Source organism: Roseivirga sp. (assembly GCF_965216855.1).
Classification (GTDB): Bacteria; Bacteroidota; Bacteroidia; order Cytophagales; family Cyclobacteriaceae; genus Roseivirga.
In genome coordinates this window covers 689,048-706,875 of record NZ_OZ244204.1, presented here as the reverse complement: position 1 = coordinate 706,875, position 17,828 = coordinate 689,048, and the positions used below count along the sequence as shown (strand labels likewise).

At 43.0% G+C, this 17,828-nt stretch carries 20 protein-coding genes; 4 read left to right on the top strand and 16 right to left on the bottom strand.

What is annotated here, in order from left to right:
- Positions 1-24 precede the first annotated feature (24 nt).
- Together ACOOEY_RS03150 and ACOOEY_RS03145 are read left to right on the top strand one after the other, a co-directional pair.
- Positions 25-1,440: a capsule assembly Wzi family protein gene (locus tag ACOOEY_RS03150; protein WP_420387220.1), complete on the top strand. Its 1,416-nt coding sequence runs from the start codon at positions 25-27 to the stop codon at positions 1,438-1,440.
- 94 nt (positions 1,441-1,534) lie between these two features.
- Positions 1,535-2,833, top strand: a complete 1,299-nt coding sequence (locus tag ACOOEY_RS03145) for a M28 family metallopeptidase (RefSeq protein ID WP_420387219.1) — start codon at positions 1,535-1,537, stop codon at positions 2,831-2,833.
- 57 nt (positions 2,834-2,890) lie between these two features.
- Here the strand turns inward: ACOOEY_RS03145 and ACOOEY_RS03140 are convergent, their stop codons facing one another.
- From ACOOEY_RS03140 to ACOOEY_RS03125, 4 genes are all read right to left on the bottom strand, one after another.
- Entirely contained in the window at positions 2,891-3,268 is a 378-nt protein-coding gene (locus ACOOEY_RS03140; protein WP_420387218.1) for an ester cyclase, read from the bottom strand.
- A 79-nt stretch (positions 3,269-3,347) separates the two neighbouring features.
- Entirely contained in the window at positions 3,348-3,575 is a 228-nt protein-coding gene (locus ACOOEY_RS03135; RefSeq protein ID WP_420387217.1) for a putative signal transducing protein, read from the bottom strand.
- 407 nt (positions 3,576-3,982) lie between these two features.
- A complete protein-coding gene (locus ACOOEY_RS03130; protein ID WP_420387216.1) occupies positions 3,983-5,416 on the bottom strand; it encodes a flotillin family protein in 1,434 nt (477 codons plus the stop codon).
- Between the two features lie 10 nt (positions 5,417-5,426).
- Positions 5,427-6,005, bottom strand: a complete 579-nt coding sequence (locus ACOOEY_RS03125) for a hypothetical protein (protein WP_420387215.1) — start codon at positions 6,003-6,005, stop codon at positions 5,427-5,429.
- A 259-nt stretch (positions 6,006-6,264) separates the two neighbouring features.
- Here ACOOEY_RS03125 and ACOOEY_RS03120 point away from each other — a divergent pair, with 259 nt between their 5' ends.
- On the top strand, positions 6,265-6,720 hold the full coding sequence (locus ACOOEY_RS03120) for a (2Fe-2S)-binding protein (protein ID WP_420387214.1): 456 nt from the start codon (positions 6,265-6,267) through the stop codon (positions 6,718-6,720).
- Positions 6,721-6,731: 11 nt separating this feature from the next.
- Positions 6,732-8,936: a molybdopterin cofactor-binding domain-containing protein gene (locus tag ACOOEY_RS03115; RefSeq protein ID WP_420387213.1), complete on the top strand. Its 2,205-nt coding sequence runs from the start codon at positions 6,732-6,734 to the stop codon at positions 8,934-8,936.
- A 119-nt stretch (positions 8,937-9,055) separates the two neighbouring features.
- Here ACOOEY_RS03115 and ACOOEY_RS03110 read toward each other — a convergent pair whose 3' ends face one another.
- The 12 genes from ACOOEY_RS03110 to ACOOEY_RS03055 form a co-directional block, all read right to left on the bottom strand.
- Positions 9,056-9,652 (bottom strand): YceI family protein, encoded by a 597-nt coding sequence (locus tag ACOOEY_RS03110; protein ID WP_420387212.1) that lies wholly within the window; start codon positions 9,650-9,652, stop codon positions 9,056-9,058.
- Between the two features lie 11 nt (positions 9,653-9,663).
- Entirely contained in the window at positions 9,664-10,017 is a 354-nt protein-coding gene (locus ACOOEY_RS03105) for a SnoaL-like domain-containing protein (protein WP_420387211.1), read from the bottom strand.
- Between the two features lie 95 nt (positions 10,018-10,112).
- Positions 10,113-10,697 carry a Crp/Fnr family transcriptional regulator gene (locus ACOOEY_RS03100; RefSeq protein WP_420387210.1) on the bottom strand — a complete coding sequence of 195 codons (585 nt, stop codon included), beginning with the start codon at positions 10,695-10,697 and terminating at the stop codon, positions 10,113-10,115.
- A gap of 88 nt (positions 10,698-10,785) precedes the next feature.
- On the bottom strand, positions 10,786-11,172 hold the full coding sequence (locus ACOOEY_RS03095; protein WP_420387209.1) for a nuclear transport factor 2 family protein: 387 nt from the start codon (positions 11,170-11,172) through the stop codon (positions 10,786-10,788).
- A gap of 220 nt (positions 11,173-11,392) precedes the next feature.
- On the bottom strand, positions 11,393-12,025 hold the full coding sequence (locus ACOOEY_RS03090) for an NAD(P)H-dependent oxidoreductase (RefSeq protein WP_420387208.1): 633 nt from the start codon (positions 12,023-12,025) through the stop codon (positions 11,393-11,395).
- Positions 12,026-12,754 carry a GNAT family N-acetyltransferase gene (locus tag ACOOEY_RS03085; protein ID WP_420387207.1) on the bottom strand — a complete coding sequence of 243 codons (729 nt, stop codon included), beginning with the start codon at positions 12,752-12,754 and terminating at the stop codon, positions 12,026-12,028. It abuts the gene before it with no gap.
- Position 12,755: 1 nt separating this feature from the next.
- Positions 12,756-13,208 carry a DMT family transporter gene (locus ACOOEY_RS03080; RefSeq protein WP_420387206.1) on the bottom strand — a complete coding sequence of 151 codons (453 nt, stop codon included), beginning with the start codon at positions 13,206-13,208 and terminating at the stop codon, positions 12,756-12,758.
- A complete protein-coding gene (locus tag ACOOEY_RS03075; RefSeq protein ID WP_420387205.1) occupies positions 13,205-13,894 on the bottom strand; it encodes a DUF4386 domain-containing protein in 690 nt (229 codons plus the stop codon). Before ACOOEY_RS03075 ends, ACOOEY_RS03080 begins: the two co-directional genes overlap by 4 nt.
- Positions 13,895-13,899: 5 nt before the next feature.
- Complete coding sequence (locus tag ACOOEY_RS03070) at positions 13,900-14,877, bottom strand: cyclase family protein (RefSeq protein ID WP_420387204.1); 978 nt, start codon at positions 14,875-14,877, stop codon at positions 13,900-13,902.
- A 61-nt stretch (positions 14,878-14,938) separates the two neighbouring features.
- Positions 14,939-15,526, bottom strand: a complete 588-nt coding sequence (locus tag ACOOEY_RS03065) for a Crp/Fnr family transcriptional regulator (RefSeq protein ID WP_420387203.1) — start codon at positions 15,524-15,526, stop codon at positions 14,939-14,941.
- A gap of 166 nt (positions 15,527-15,692) precedes the next feature.
- Positions 15,693-16,799, bottom strand: coding sequence for a DUF2911 domain-containing protein (locus ACOOEY_RS03060; protein WP_420387202.1), 1,107 nt, complete (start codon positions 16,797-16,799; stop codon positions 15,693-15,695).
- Between the two features lie 45 nt (positions 16,800-16,844).
- The gene (locus tag ACOOEY_RS03055) at positions 16,845-17,819 is read right to left on the bottom strand and encodes a hypothetical protein (RefSeq protein ID WP_420387201.1); all 975 of its coding nucleotides are present in this window, start codon (positions 17,817-17,819) and stop codon (positions 16,845-16,847) included.
- Between the last annotated feature and the right edge of the window lie 9 nt (positions 17,820-17,828).

Genomic DNA, 17,828 nt, shown 5'->3' with positions numbered 1-17,828 from the left:
TGGAGAAACCTGTGTCACTTAATTATGGTCAGAAACTTCAACATAACCCTTTTTCTATTTCTGATCCTTGGAGCTTCTTCTTTTGCTCAGGATGAGAAACAAGATTCTTCCTCTGTTAATCAGGAGTTGCAGGTTGAGTATGGTGCGTTTGCTAGTGATCCGTCTGGTTTGCCTTTTTGGATGACGAGTAATAATAGTGGCAGATTTACCAATGAGCAGACAGGAACATTCTACTCCCTGATTCACTACAATGTTAACAAGCCTATAACAGATTGGTTGAAAACGGGACTTGAAGTAGAAGGAATCGCTTCCGTTTCAAATTACCGTCTTTATGGTTCTGTTATTCAGGCCAACTACACGATAACCACACCGATTGTAAAAGTCACCGTAGGTCTAGACGAGGAATTTATGGGACTCAGAGATAATTTACTGTCTTTGGGAAGCCTGGTTTATGGCAACAATGCCAGACCTATTCCAAAGATCAGGATTGAATCCAATGGATGGCTTGAATCACCCATACTATCAAAGCATTTTTCTTTTAAGGCGTATCTGGCACATGGTTGGTTCGATAAGAACAGAACCTTCTCCGGAGTATTCCTTCACCAGAAGTATTTTTATGGCAGAGCCCAGTTTTTCAAAAAGAAGTTTGAAGTAGTTGCAGGATTGAATCACAATGCCATGTGGGGAGGTACTAACATTAACACCGAGAGTATACAGCCGGGTGGATTGGGCAATTATGCACGCATTTTCTTTGGGGCAAGTGGTGGCAAAGACGCTTTACAGACAGATCAGAAAAATGCATTGGGTAATCATTTGGGAAGTTATGATATCAATACGAGCTATCGTTTTAAACATTTCAAGGTAACCAACTACTGGCAGTTTCTTTGGGAAGATACTTCCGGTTTAACCCCATGGAATTGGCGAGATGGTATGGCAGGTCTTTCGGTAGAATTGAATGAGAAAGGTATTATAGACCAGTTTGTATTGGAGGTGGTAAGAACCAACGATCAGGATGCATACAAGCTTCCCGATAATGGTATACCTATTATTGAACCGGATGATTTTTTCAATAATAGTGTATATACCAGTGGCTGGACTTACAATGACAGAGTTATAGGAACCCCAATGTTTCTGTCATTTAATGATCCGGTGACTGCCAGAAACTACATCCAAAATAAAGTGAATGCGGTGAATGTAGGAGTAGGGGGGCATTATAAGTCGGCTTCTTACACTTTGAGATATACTGAGTTCGAAAACCATGGCCGGGTTAAGACCCCAATTGTACCAAGCTTATTTGTTAAGTCTGTTGATCTAACCATAAACTATCAACTCAAGAACCAATCTTCTGTAGGATTCAGAGCGGTGTACCAGGATTCGAACTTTGGAACAAGGTCAAATCTGGGTATACACTTAAGTTACAGAAGGAGCTTTGGTCTTTAGCATATCTAAATCTTCCAGTCGTTTTTCCTGATCAGCGGTTATCTGTGGCTGAAAATTAATCTTAACTTCGCTTCTCATTCAAACCCTAATTTTTATGAAGAAGCCAGTGCAGCTTTTGCTCCTTTTTGTCGGTATTATTGCTTCGATTGTTAGCTGTCAGCCTACAGCTCAAATTGATGAGTCTGATGTCACCAGAATAATCACCACCCTGGCATCTGATGAGATGGAGGGAAGAAGAATGTTTACTCCTGGTATTGAAAAGGCCTCACAGTTTATTCAGGAAGAGTTTGAAAAGATTGGTCTTGACTATGTAGATGGTCTTTCAAGCTATGAGCAGCAATTCAATATGTATTCCATTACCAATGAGAGTGCTAAAGTATCTATCAATGGTCAGCAAATAGATCCATCGCTTGTAGCAGTGGCTGTAAACCAGGAAAGTATGAGTATTTCAGATGCTTCTGAAGCCACCTTTTTGGTAGTAGGCCCAAATGATAACCTTCAGAATACTTATGCACAAGCCAGAAGTGAAGAGGGTAATGTTATTATTCTTGTCAATAACAGCCATGAGTCACTATTCAATAGGTTTAAATCTTTTTTATCGAGAGGTAACCGGGTAATGGAAATGAATGAAGGTGGTATGCTGATGGTGCTCACTAATATCACAGATGTGAAGAGTCTGGATGTGGAGGTGATTAACAATGTGAAAGCCGAAAGCCTGTCTAATGTCGTAGGTAAAATAGAAGGAAAACGGACTGACGAGGTTGTTCTGTTCAGTGCTCATTACGACCATCTGGGTATCAGGGGCACAGAAGGAGATACTATCTACAATGGAGCCAATGATGATGCATCTGGAACAACGGCAGTTATTACCCTGGCTAAGTACTTTAAAGATATGGGTAAGAAGCCTGAACGCACTATCATGTTTGCAGCTTTCACTGCAGAAGAGGGTGGAGGGTATGGATCGACCTATTTCTCTCAGCAACTGAACCCTGATGAAATAGTGGCCATGTTTAATATTGAAATGATAGGTAAGCCTGCTGTAAGCGGACCTAATACAGCCTGGATAACCGGCTTTGATAAATCTAACTTTGGAGAGCTATTGCAAAAGGCGGTCGAGGGCACAGAGTATGAGTTCTATGCTGATCCTTATCCAACTCAAAACCTGTTTTACAGATCTGACAATGCTACTCTGGCCAGGTTAGGTGTACCTGCCCACTCCATAAGTACAACTCCAATAGATGTAGATGAAGACTATCATCAGGCCTCCGATGAAGTCAGTACTTTGGATTTGCAGCATATGACCAATACTATCAAGGCCATTGCAGCAGCAGCTACCAGAATGATTTCAGGGGAAGACACTCCTACCAGGGTTGATAAAGCCAATGTGAGATAGTAGAGTCGTTAAAATAATCTTGGTTACTATTATCAGTCTGTAGAATGAGGGTATGAATTAAATCATGCCATTGTTATGGGCAGCCTGTTGAGGAACTTGTTGAATAGCATCCCAATGCTCGACTATTTTACCTGAATCATCAAAACGGAAGAAATCCATGGTGACATATTGGTCATTGCCCGGCCAGGTTTGATGTGTATGTAAAGCGACTAGGTTTCCTTCAGCAATGGCGCGAAGAAATTTGATAGACTTGTCAGGGTATTCCCTTTGCATTTTTTCGAAGTACTCTATAAATCCTTCGGTACCGTCCTTTACATCTGGGTTGTGCTGAATATAGTTTGATCCAACATACGTTTCAACTGCTTTCCGAGGGTTACCTTCATAGGCCATTTGATAAAAGGCAATGGCGCTGTTCTTATTGGCTTCGATGTTCATTCTGTAAGCTGTTTGATACTGAGTACAACCTGTAGCCTTAGAAATGAGTTCAGCAGGTTATTACACCTGGATATTATGACTAACTCTCTGCTTGTCTGGAAGCTCTAAATTGATTGGCAATAATGACAGCTGCCTCCAGGTCTTCTTCCATCACCAGTACTTTTACCGAGTCGGTAGGCATCCAGGCATGACCTCTTGAGCCAATTACCTCGTCTTTGAGCACGGCTTTTATCTCTTCGTTTTCCAGCATGTTTTTAACCATCTGACACTCGAAAACAGTACCCTCATAGATTTGTATAAGTTTCATTGTATCATTTATTAAGTAGGTTGATCTAAAAACTCATCAATACTTTTTGAAAGAAGTATGACTAGTAAGGCCATTAAATAGGTCAGTGCGAATAAAACCATCCAGATATTCTCTAGAAAATTGGGTTTCATTCCAATACTTAAAATACTAAAAGTAAAGTATCCCAGGAGTATCCATTTGGCTAGCCTAAACCTGGAGTAAGTTAAAAGTGCGAAGAATGATACAAGAAAAAGCCGTAAGAATTGACCTACTAGTTTGTCAGGTCCTATTCTATAATTGTAGATTATGATTACTACAAGCTCAACTACTATGATCAAAGACAGAGTACCAATTAATAGTCGCTTTCCAGAATGCGCTCTTTCCATTGAGAAAAATGCCTGGCATATTTGCCAGGCATTCTTTAATAGTTACTCTATTTCTTCACCATCATCGGTATTTTTCTCTTTTACATCATCGGCCATCTCCCGGATTTCTTCAGATGACTTGCCTTTCAGGTAGCTGGGTAATTCCATCCCTGCCATGTTGAACATTTCCTGAAGGGGAGGAACCGATTTGTAAAGGCCTGAAATGAAGTTGGCAGTAGAGGTTTTATCCTCCGGGCCATTACCTCCATTATCCCAAACAGTCACCTTATCAATCTTAATGTTTTTGATGGCTTCCGTCTGTAGTTTAACCAGTTCTGGCAATTTATCAGCAACAAGGAGCAGAACCGCATCTTTGGAGTTATCTCCGGCAGCCTTCACAATTTGTTCAAGACCCTGGGCCTGCTTGGTCAATACCTCATAAATACCTTTTGCCTCTGCTTGCTTCATGTACAGGATTGCATCTGCCTCACCTTTGGCTCTTCTTCTTATCATTTCAGCTTCGGCTTCAGCGGCAATTTCAACTCTTTGTTTGTCGATTTCTGCTGGTACTACGATGTCAGCTGTTTGGCTGGATTTATCTCTTTGAGCACGGGCAATTTCGGCTTCTCTCTCAGCTGCATAAGCTTCCTCTAAGGCCTTCGCAGACTGAACCTTTTCTGCGGCAGTTGAAATTCTTTTGGCTTCTGACTCTTTTTCAATTCTGGAAGCATCGGATTGTGCAACCTTAACCTTGGCAAGGTTTTCACCTTCTACCGCTTTAGCATTTGCTGCAGCTACCTGGGTTCTTTGGTCTTGCAAGGCATTAGCCTGACCAATCTGACCATCTCTGTCTTTTTCAGCCACACTTTTAATCGCGTCATTAATGGCTTTAGCAGCGGCTTCTTTACCAAGGGCTTCAATGTAGCCTGACTCATCTTTAATATCGGTTACGTTCACGTTGATCAGCTTTAGACCAATCTTCTTTAATTCGGCTTCAACATTAGACGCCACATTGGCCAGGAACTTATCACGGTTACTGTTGATTTCCTCAATGTCCATAGTAGCCACAACAAGACGCAACTGACCGAAAATAATATCCTTAGCCAGGTCATGAATATTTTGCTGAGAAAGCCCGAGTAGCCTTTCAGCAGCATTATTCATGATACCTTCTTCAGTGGAAATACCTACCGTAAATCTGGAAGGAACATCTACCCTAATATTCTGACGGCTAAGTGCATTGGTCAGATTAACTTCAATAGAAATAGGGGTTAGGTCAAGAAAGGAATAATCCTGAATGATTGGCCAGATAAAGGCGGCACCACCATGAATACATTTGGCTGATCGGCCAACATCTGTTCCTTTATGTGATCCAACTTTACCATAGACCACCAGGATTCTATCGGATGGACACCTTTTGTATCTTCTGAAGATACCTATCAGCATCACGAAGATGAATACTACCGCAACGGCAATAATGATTATAAAATTCTCGCTCATTTATGTAAGGTTATTTTTTCGAAACTAAGAGTATGTTGTCGTTGATGACATCCTTCACATTCACCACTGAACCTGTTGGTAGATCATCTTCATCATCTGTTATGGCTTCAAGTTCTCTAAGTGAGCCTTGCACTTTTACCAGTACCTTTCCAATATTAGCCCGGCCACCGTGAATTCTCATATAAACTTCGGCAATGGCACCTTTGGCATTGTTAATATTCATAGTACCACTATCCGTTAGTTTGCTGAATAGATAGAATAGGCTTGCCATCACGGTCATCATGACCAGACCCGAGATGGTTGAAATGATCAGCGTTGTAGCGGTACTGTAGTCCGAATCCAATGAGGCTATTCCTGACCAGGCAAAAATGGTAAAGAAGCCTATGAAGTTTTTCAGGGTAAAGAATTGAAATCCTGCACCTGAATCGCTTTCTACGTCAAAGTCAGCATCACCATCAACCTCTACTTCACCACCTATAAAGGTTAATACCATCTGAATTAGAAAAATTAAGGTAAATGGAATAGCCAGACCCCAATATATTTTATGGATGCTGTCAAGGGTATCCCACCATTCTGAAAGGTTAGACATGTACTTGAATTTTAGTTAGATGAAAATATGTCTTTTTATCAAAACCTTACCAATAAAATCACTCATGGGTTAAAAAAGCAGGGCGAATGGATGAAGGGTAAGTTGTTAACCCGTTGAGCATTCATGTGAGTCGGAGCGATGGCTATCGGGTGAATGCTTCATTTCGTCTAAAAAAACGACAGCTCATCGCATCATAATTCTTTACATCACTCATTTATTATTAAATTGAAGGTATAACCCGAATTTTAAACCCTAGAATATGGCAAGTTTTACTTTAAACATAAACGGAGCTCAGAAGGAGGTAGATGTCGACCCGGCAACACCACTCCTTTGGGTGCTGAGAGATCACCTCGATATGGTGGGAACGAAGTTTGGCTGTGGTATCGCTCAATGTGGTGCTTGCACAGTACATCTTAATGGAACCGCTGTAAGGGCTTGTTCACTACCGGTGTCGGCAGCTGCAAGTCAGCAAATTACTACTATTGAAGGCTTATCTGAAAACGGAGATCATCCGGTTCAGAAGGCATGGCTGGAAATTGATGTTCCGCAATGTGGCTATTGTCAGGCAGGGCAGATGATGAGTGCTGCTGCTTTGCTCAATAGTAATCCAAATCCGACAGATCAGGATATTGATGCGGCCATGAGTGGTAACATTTGCCGTTGCGGTACTTACGTGCGTATCAAGCAAGCCATCAAAAAAGCCTCTCAACTCTAAAAGACTGAATCATGACTTTAATAAAAACGAAAGTAGGAAGAAGATCATTTCTAAAGACCTCTGCTGCTGCGGGGGGAGGAATGCTGATAGGCTTTAACTGGCTAACGAGTTGTTCTTCACTTACCAAAGAGGCAGAAGGTGTGGCCATTCCTAACGAATGGTTTGAGATTAATGGTTATATCAAAATTGGTGATACAGGTATGGTGACCATTTATTCACCGAACCCTGAAATTGGTCAGAATGTGATGACCTCTATGCCAATGATTGTGGCCGAAGAGCTGGATGTGCCATGGGAAAACGTGGTAGTAGAGCAAGGAGCGTTGGATGAAGATTCATTCAAGAATCCTCAGTTTGCCGGAGGTAGTTTGTCTATCATGATGGCCTGGGATGCTCTGAGAATGGCAGGTGCTGCTGGTAAACGCATGCTGATGGAAGCAGCCGCTAAAGAGTGGGGAGTACCTGTTGCAGATTTAACTGCCAGCGAAGGAGTGATCAGTGAAAAGAACGGCAGCAGAACTGTTGATTATGGTAAAATAGCATCAAAAGCAGCAGGCATTGAAGTGCCTGAAGAACTGGACCTAAAAGATCCTAAGGACTATAAATTGATAGGTAGCTGGCAGAAAAATGTTGAGGGACCTAAGATCGTTACCGGTAAACCATTGTTTGGTTTAGACTTCAAGAAGGAAGGGATGAAGCTGGCTATGATTCAGCATCCGCCTGCCTTTGGTATGAAAGTGAAAGGCTTCAACGAAGATGAGATCAAGTCTATGTCTGGAGTCAGTGATGCTTTCATAGTTGATACCTCCATAGAAAAACCGGCCTGGTCAGATGTTAATGCTTTTAACCAGTTGATTGCCATAGTGGGTAACTCAACCTGGGAGTTAATGCAGGCCAAAAAGGCACTGAAGGTTGATTGGGAAAAAGTTAGTGAGCCTGAAAGCTCTGAAATGCATGAGCAACGCATGATTCGCGACCTGGAAAGAGGTAGAGTACAGGATAGCAGAAGCGATGGTAATGTTGAGGCTGCCTTTGCAAGAGCCGCGAAAGTGGTTGAGAGAACTTATTCTTCACCATTCATGGCTCACAATACCCTGGAGCCGATGAACTTCTATGCCAATGTTATGGCAGACAAAGCTGAACTGATTGGTCCAACACAAACTCCTCAGGCTTTGAGAGATTCGGCAGTCCAGTTATTGGGAATTCCTGCGGATAATATTTCGGTAGAAATGACCAGAATCGGTGGAGGATTCGGACGAAGACTGTACAATCATACAGGTTTGGAAGCTGCAGCTATATCGCAAAAGGCCGGAGTACCAATCAAACTGATTTATACCAGAGAAGATGACATGACTCAGGGTACTTACAGACCTCCTTACAGATCGGTATACAAAGCCGCACTGGATAAGGATAATAACCTAATTGCCTTCTCCGTCAAGGGGGTAGGTTTACCTGAAGGTCCGGTGTTCCCTAATCGTTTCCCTGCCGGTGCGGTAGATAACTACCTGGCAGAGAAGAAAATGTCTAGTACCAATATTTCTACCGGTGCATGGAGAGCACCACGCTCTCACTTTACCGCGGGAGCAGAACAGTGTTTCCTCGATGAAGTAGCTGAAGCAGCCGGTAAGGATCCGATCGATTTCAGGCTGGAATTGTTCGATAAGGCTAAGAATAGCCCGGTAGGAGCCAAGTACGAATACGATGCTGACCGATATGCGGGTGTATTAAGACTGGTGAAGGAAAAAGCTAACTGGGGAGCAGAAACCCCTGGTATACACAGAGGTGTTGCCGCTTACTTCTGCCATAACTCCTATGTGGCTCAGGTGATGGACGTTGCCATCGAGAATAATCAGCCTAAGGTGAAAAAGGTTTGGTGTGCTGTAGATTGCGGAATTGTGATCAACAAGGAAGGAGCAGCCAATATTATTCAGGGTGGAGTGGTAGATGGTATAGGTCACGCCCTGTACAGTCAACTGACTTTCGATAATGGTTCACCTGTTCAGAATAACTTCGATAAGTATAAGCTGATCAGACATAATCAGGCTCCTGAATCAATAGAAGTATTCTTCGTTGATAATGATATCAGACCAACAGGTTTGGGAGAGCCGGGTTTGCCTCCTGCTGTTGGCGCCCTGGCGAATGCTTTGTATAAAGCAACCGGAACAAGGTTATATCATCAACCATTTAGCAACAGTTCAGTATCACTGAATTTGGGGTAAGAGTAGATTTAATTATAAATACTAAGGCCGGGAAATTTGACGTTTCCCGGCCTTTTTTATTCATGGCTCTTCAGACCACCTTCTGCGGTCCGAAGAGCGTCAACCAAATAGACTGATAGCTATTGTTTCTTGATTAGTTCTACCCGGCACTCGATTCTGACCTCCCGGCCAATGGCCAGCCCTCCGGCTTCCAGAAAGGAATTGTATTTAAGGTCATAATCATAGCGGTCCAGAGTACCAGACAGTTTTAGTCCTGCTCTGGTTCCACCCCAGGGGTCTGCTACAATACCTCCAAATTCAGCATCGAACTCTACCTTTTTGGTAATGCCATGCATGGTTAGGTTTCCGGTAACCTTGTACTTTCCTTCACCAACCTTTCGAAATGACTCTCCTTTGAATCTGATTTCAGGGTACTTGGAGGCATGAAAGAAGTCTTCACTTTTCAGGTGCGTATCTCTTTCATCGTCTTTCGTATCGATGCTTTCTACCTTAATCCGCATTTCGAAGCTGGCGTCAGTAAAGTCTTTCTTATCTGCCTTAATGTCGGCCGAATAGCTATTGAAATGACCTACTGTTTCAGACACTACCAGGTGATCGATAGAAAAGCCGATAGAAGAGTGAACCGGATCGACTTCCCATTGAGTAGACTGAGCTCGGGCTCCCTGAACCAGAAAAACAGTCAATATCATGATTAATACGCTGCGTAAACTGTTCATAGTGAGCTTCATTAATTGGCGTAGTAGAATTTCTCTTTGATGATCTGTCCATCTTTCCACTCCTGAACAGATATTTGAGTGTAATTACGGATGCCCCATTCCCTGTGGGTATAATCATAGTGCCACTCCACCATTGTCACTCCTTCACCAATAGCCACTTTAAGTGGTTTAGCCCCTCTGAATTCTGTGATATTACCAAAGAATTCTTCCTCACGTTTTCTGTTTGCTTCCTTGCCTATGGTTGCAGGCATATCGTTTTCCTGCATGATGACATCTTCGTGATAGTATTTCTCGAAAGCTTCCATTGCCTTCCCTTGTAAAATCAGATCGTTGAGATCGCTGATGTTTTCTAATAATGTTGCCATAAAACTGGTTTTTGTTTCATGACAAAGTTGCGGAGTCCTAAAAGGCTTTCTGTTGAACCAGATTAGAAAAGGAGGTTAACCTAGTTTAATAAAAGCTATTGATCCTGGATGAGCTTATTCCTGATTTTACTGAGAAACTCTTTGGTAATTCCAAGATATGAGGCCACCATGTACTGTGGTACTCTTTGTTCAATTTGAGGGTAATCACTTCTAAAGATCAGGTATCGTTCTTTGGCTGAAAGGCTGAAGTTTCTAACAATTCGTTTTTCAGAGGCGACATATGCTCTTTGGAGTATAATACGGAAGAATCTTTCTAGCTGAGGGATTTGGATATATAACTCTTCAAGCGCTTCAAATGAGAACTGTATTAATTCAGTAGGCTCCAGACACTGTACATTGTAACTGGCTTCAGTTTGTGTTAAAAAGCTGCCAAGGTCTGCTGTCCACCAGTTTTCTATGGCGAACATAACATTGTGTTCCTGACCCTTATCGTCCACATAGAAGGTTCTCAGACAACCTTTAATGACAAAGCTTTCATACTTACAGATGTCGCCCTGTTGAACCACATACTGGTTTTTCAGGTACTTTCTGTGCGTAGTGTATGAGGAGATCAGCTCTTTATCAGCCGGGGAGAGCTCTACAATTTCTTCTATGTAGTTGAACAGTGTAGTCAGTGACATGGAAATGGATAATTACTCTCTCATAATTCCACTTCCATGCACTTTAGTTCAAATGATTAGAAAACAATCGGCTCTTAACTCATTTGGTTTACCAATACTCAAATATTCTGGAGATTTTACCATCTCGAAACTCGAATAAGGTCATTTGCTCTTCTCCCTCAGTTATCGTGTCGTTTTCCTTGAGCAGGAATTTTCTACTGACCACTATGGCATTCAGACCTACAATTTTATTGGTGATTTTAAAACCTGCTACACTGCCATCGTAACCGCCATTGGCCTGATTGTTAAGGTAGCCATTGTATAAGTCGGTGCGTGAATATACCCCACCATATTTTGGATGCACATAAGTGAAGTCATCGGTGAAATGGGTAAAGAGCTCATCAATATCTTCGGGCTTGGAGTTGGCTTGAAATATGGTCTTGTTCAATTCATAATAAACCGTCAAAGTATGGTTTATGGAATCTTCGTGGCTCATCAATGTGTTTTGAGCCCTGGCATTAAAGCATAAAATGACGTGCAATAAGATAGAGAGGTATAAGGGTTTGAGTTTTGTTATCATTGGTACTTATGTTGTTTAAATGTCAGAATTCTCATATTGTTTACTGTTATTGATCAGCCTAAGTTGTTAGACATTACCTTTAACTCTGACAACTGCTTCAAATAGCGTAGTCTTAGAATGCCGATTTAACCTGACTTCACTCAATCTCCTGAAAAAGAGTTTCCTTACTTTTTCTTACTTTTTTCCTGAACTGGGTCACATCATTTGGTGACCTGTAGCCCACCGGAGCAATTACTGCGGCATTCAACCCCATTTCATTCAGGCCGAGTATACGGTTGTATTCGGAAGGAATAAAGCCTTCCATGGGACAGGCATCGATTCTCAGCTCAGCGCAGGCTGAGAGTAAGTTGCCCAATGCCAGATAGGTCTGTCGTTGTGACCAGGCGGCTCTCTCTTCTGCTGTCTTCTGATTGATTTGTGTTTTGATAGAATCTCCATAGCTCCTCAGCTCTTCCGAGTCATTTTCCTGTATTTCAACGATTCGTTTCAGGTACTCATCTACATGCAGCTCATAATTTCTGGTATAGTTACAGAAGACAAACAGGTGAGAGGCATCCGTAATCTGTGATTGATTCCATGAGGCTGTTTTGAGTGCGTTCCTGACCTCTTCATTTTTAATGACCAGAACTTTGTAGAGTTGCAACCCATAGGATGAAACGGATAATCTGATGGCTTCCATCAGGTAGTTGAGATCTTCAGTTGATACTTTGCGTTCTGCATCGAAGATTTTGGTGGCATATCGCCAATTGAGATGATCTATATATGTCATTTATTTCTTGTTATGGGTGAATGTTTTCAGGGTAAACTGTTCTGTGAACCCTGTTTTCAGGTAGAGCCCAAGTCCCATCGCAGAGGCCTGTAATGTTACCAGGTTGCAGTGACGGCCTGAAGCCAAGTCCAGTACTTTGTTCAGTATTGCTTCGGCCAGGCCTTTTCTTCTCATTTTGGGTATTACGCCCATGGAGTGAATTCCTGCCGTGGTATTTCCGTCTACAAAGAGTACAACTGTCCCTGCTGGTTGATCATGGTGAAGGGCGATATAGTATTCTACCTGATTCATTGTTCTGGTAATGGTGAAATGATCGATCTGATAACCAAAAGCCTCTTGGAATAGAATGGACCACTGTCCGGCCAGGGTAGGATTATCCACTCTGATCAGTTGCAGGTCATTCTCCTGCCTGATCACCTGATTAATGTTTAGTGACATGCCTGACAGTAATGACTTCTGCTCAAAACCAGCGGCTATGATACATTCTTCATGTTGACTGGAAAGGTTCTGCCATAGGGTGATATCCAGCTTGAGTAGTTGTGCCTGTTGAACAGCCCTGTCCAGCGTATAATCATTCGGAGCGTCATATATCCAGAGCCGGTTAGGCCACTGCGAACCCGGCACCCAACTGCTGCTGAATACTTCATAGTCGCTGTAAATGCCTGCCTTTTCTCCGGCCAACTGCCAGAGACTTATGAGGTTAGCAATGTTCTTGTTTTTCAGGTCCATGCTAGTTGGGTTTGTTGATGAGTATGATGCCTATGACCATAGCACCCAGGCCAATGATTCTTCTGGCGGAAATCGGTTCAGGATTAAGCCCAAACCAGCCATAATGTCCGGCAATGACTGATATAGCCATTTGTCCTGTAAGACCTAAGGATATCATGGTGCTGATTCCCAGTCGGGGAATGGTGTAATAGTACAGGCTGATGCCAATGAAGCTGAACAGTGCTCCTGAAAACCAGAGGTAAACCGGTATGGCTTTGATATGCTCCCAGTTCGGAACCTTGCGGCTCCCCAGGGCTATGACAGTAGCTGCCAGTAGGGTGCTGATGAAGAAACTGATTAAGGAAGCCTGAAAGGGGCTTTTAAGCTGACTGCTGAGTTGTGAGTTGAAACCTCCCTGAATGGCGAGTAAGACACCACCCAGTAGGGCGAGTACAGTTATGTTGATGTTGTTCATGATAATTTGAGTTTAGATGAGCTTTGAGCTCCGAATTTGGTTGACTTGATAATTAGATAGATGCTGAGACTTATTTCACCTATAGCGGCTCCCAGACCGACAATCCAGGAAAGTGTGACTTTCAGGTGAGGCCAATAGATCAGTCCGAAACTTTCGATCCAGTAGGTTAACCCCGCCATGATCATCAGTATACCTAACCATTGCGGTAGCCCTTTTGAGTAATAGATAAGCCATCCTAACAGCACACAATGTACTCCGAAGAATACCCCAGCCATGAGGTATCCCAACTGATGGGCTTCCAGATAGCTGAAAATCAGGTCTGACGACTCTGGCTGATTGCTGATAAATACGGCTGCCATCCACTGATTTAACAGGTTAATACTGCCTATTGCAGGGTGGGCAATAAGTCTGAAAGACAACATCAGCTTACTGGCCAGGGGATATTGCTTTCTGAAGAAATCAAAGAGTAATACTGCAACGATAACGTCAATCATAAAGGCCAGCAGATCCAAGGTGATGGCACTTTTAAAGAGCATCAGGTGACTGCTTAATTGCTGCAGGCTCATCACGGGGTTATTAAAATCGATCAGCGATTCTCGTATATACCCCTGACTAATGCCTGCACAAAGAATAATGAGCAGGTAGCATACCCCGGTGAGGAGATATCGTCTTGATGGATTTTCCATGAATGCTATTTTACCGGAATGGCTATGGGACGCATAGGAGCGGCACTGGCACCTCTTAATTTTAATGAGGAGGCTATAAAAGCAAACTGATATATTTTGTCTGCAGCCAGCTCTTCAAGGTTCATTTGTTCGATGAACATAACTCCTCGTTGTGCCAGCAGGTAAGTGTGAACGGGAACCCAATTATCTTCTTTCTCCGGAGGAAACGCCTCAAAGCTGAGGTTATCGGCTCCCAGGAGCATAATCTGCTGCTCTTCTACCAACCACTTGGCTGCACTAAGACTGATACCGGGATATTGATCGAGATAGTCCTCTGCATTATCGTAATAACGTGCCTGACCTGTTCTGATCAGTACTACATCTCCGGCTTGAAGTTGTGTATTTTGTAATTGTAATGCCTGTTTCAGGTCTTCAGCACTGATGCGATAGTTTTCTGGTAACTGACCTCCTTTGGCACTGGCTACATCAATCAGTACTCCACGAGCGATAATGGAAGGGATAGTTTCCGCTCCGGTTTTCTTCCAGCCTTTATCACCCAGGTATTCCTCCGGGGTAAAGCCGTTCCAAATCTTGCCATTCAATCCAAAGTGATTGAGTGCGTCAATATGAGTTCCCATGTGAGTATACATAGATATGGCATCACCCGTGTAGCTTACTTTTTGATTCATGGGCTTACCTAAGCCATTAGGATTATCGATTACAGTTCCATGGGGCGTATGGGTCATCCAGAATTGATAGGAAGGGTCACCCAGCGCATGAAAGCTGGGCATACCAACAAAGTATTCTACACTGAGGTCATAAGTCTTGCCGGAAGTAATTGCTGACAGTACCTTCAGTCTTGATGCCTCGGTCATCATATTCAGGGTTCCGATTTGATCATCTGGCCCCCATGGACTTACACCTACTGTTTCTTCTTCCTGTGCCAGGCTGATACCGGAGATGAACAGTAGCAGGCTGGCCAGGGAATAAAATTGTTTTCTCATGATTTTGAAGTTTGATGGGTACAAACTTCATTCTCAGTGACTTGATAAAAATTAAGGTATCTTAAGAAAGGTGATTCCGGCTCATTTTTTTCCTGATTGCACTGAGATGTTGAGGAGTGACTCCCAGGTAGGAGGCTATCATATATTGTGGAATATGCTGCTCCATGCTCCGGTAATCCTGTATGAATCGCAGATATCTTTCTTCTGCCGTTTCGCTCATCAGTTTCATGGTTCGCTCCTGTAGGGCGATGTAGGCGTTTTGAAATTTAATACGCCAGAACCTGTCAAGGCCGGGAATTTCATCGAATAGCTCGTTCAGGCGATCGCGGTGAATTTGCAATACACTGCTATTGGTAATGGCCTGAATAAAGTAGGAGGAGGACTGCTCTGTGAGGTAACCATAAAGATCATTCACCCACCAGCCAGACATGCCGAATTGGAGAATCCGTTCTGTACCATCTTCACTCACGGTAAATACCTTGAGACAACCTGCTGTAATGAAGCGCATGTGATGTGATGGATCTCCCTTTTTAAGTAAAAACTCCTTGCGATTCAGGTCTTTGAGATGAAAAGCGGCTACGATCTTTTCCGCTTCTTCATCATTAATGTTGGCTAGTTGCCTGATATGATCAATGAGTTGTTGATGCATGAGGTGATAAAGATAGGGAAGGCCCTAAAAAAATCCAGGTGTAGAAATATTTCTACACCTGTTGGTATAACCTTAACACTCATCGGTCATACTCGACTCCAAAAAACAGGTCTTAAACTCAAACAGTCATCACAACTATAGACCCGCTTTGGTAATCTTCAATCTTCTAGAATCCCGGAATGGTATAGGTGCCGTCTTTAAAGCTGGCTTCTATAGTCGTGAGTCGGTCCTGGAAATTTGCAGGAGCCATGCTCTTCACCTTTTCCATTGTACTCAGTGCCCTCTTCTCTTTTCCCTGAAAGTAATATCCTACGGCCTGATTGAGCATGAGAAACCAGCTTTCGGGATTGGCTGCTATTGATTTATCCAATAGTTCCATAGCCAAATCGGTCTTTTTAACACCAAGGAGATAAATGCTGAAGAAGTTGGCATCATAAGGGGATTCTATAAAGGCAATGGCGTCACTGAGGGTTTGCTCCAGTTCAGCCGTTTTGCCCAGTCGCTGCTCTAGTTCCGCTTTCGTTCGAAGGTTCTCTGCATTCTTGTTGGCTGCGAAACCATTATATCCACCATTGACTGAACGGTTGGCCCACTCCAGAGCTTCCTCCAGATTAGTGTTATGAACAAGACACCAGCGTGCCGCATCATTCCAGGCTTGCCAGTGATAGGTGTTGATGCCTCTTAGTTCTGACCTGAAACTTTCTACCACTGTTTTATTCAGGTCTACGCTTACCTTGAATGGTATTCTTCGATTGGCCCATTCCAGCGCAACGGTTACTTCTTCCGGTGTCCAGTTGAGGAATTCATAGTCCAGTTTCTCAGAGAAAGGAGTTTCTTCTACAGCGCTAACCTCTACCTTCAGGGTTACATCCTTTTCAAGGTCCAGATAATAACTACCCCACTGATGGTTATTGTGGGCAAAGTTAAGCTCATAGGTATCTCCTCTGGGAACTATGTGGAAACCATACTTACCTGCGGGAAGGAACTGGCCTTCTATCATGACATCGGTAGAAAAGGAGATGGTTGTATTCATATTGGCTCCTGCCCGCCAGGCAACCGGATTGGCATTTTGAGGAATGATGTCCGTGTTGTTCCAGACATCTCTTTCTCTCACGGCAGGACTATGATAGTCAATGGTGATATCGGTTACTCCCAGGGTCTGAGTTTCAGTAACATGATTACTGGCCTGAGGAATTTTCATGGTATGGAACTGAGCTCTGATTTGAGCCGAGCACGCGATAATTAAAAGGATGCTTAAGCTTAGTTTTTTCATTCGGTTTGGTTTGAGTTTTTATTCTGTTGTTTAATGATTGATGTCTTATTTCTGCGCTACCATGTTTCTATAGTATTGCAGATCCAGACTTACTATATAAAAATTGAGTGATCCGTTATTACTTGATTCAATGGTTTCCTGAAAGTGCCTGAAGCTGGTCATGGCCTCTTCCTTAATACCTTCTTTCATTCTGCTGGTGGTGAAGATGAGGTACTTATTGTCAGGTGTGATGTAGGGGCTACCGTCAATACCCTGACTATTGATGTCTGGTCCCATATTGATCGGGTCAGTCCAGGTATTGTTTCCCAGGTTAAAGCTGATGTATAGATCACTGTTCCCAAAACCATCGGGTTCATCTACACGCACGAAAATCATTACTGATTCATCGGCCGAAATAAATGCATCTGCTTCTCGGCCCTGACTGTTGATATTGGCAGGCAAAGCAATTGGCGACTGGAATTCCCCATTGATGAATGGACTATAATAAATGTCGGAATTTCCTCCTTTGTCTGAGTTGAAATAGAGCGTTCCGCTCCGGGTCAATACCGGATAGAATTCGTTTCCGGTTGATGCCATCATTCCTCCCAGCGGTACCGGATCCTGCCATTGGCCACTTTGGAATTGCGATGTCCATAGATTGAAGTTGAAGCCTTCCGGCTTGCCCTCATAATCCTTGAACGTACTGAAGAACATGGTCTGACCATCGGGAGAGATTTGCACATCGGCAACAGGTATATCAGCAGAAACGAATGGTACAAATTCGGGAGACTGGAATGTCCCATTAATAAACTTCTGATAGGCTATACCGGTAAGCCCAAGCTTCTGATGGGTAGCAGTAAAGTAGATGGTTTGACCATCTGGGCTGAAACTGGTATTGAATTTATCGATATCATCAGATACAGTTTCAGGATAAAATATGACGGGTTTAGAAATGATACTATCACCCAAGGATAGGCTAAAGCCCTGACTATACGCCAGACTTATTTGAACCATGAGTGTGAGTAAAACCAGTTTTTTCATTCAGTTAAT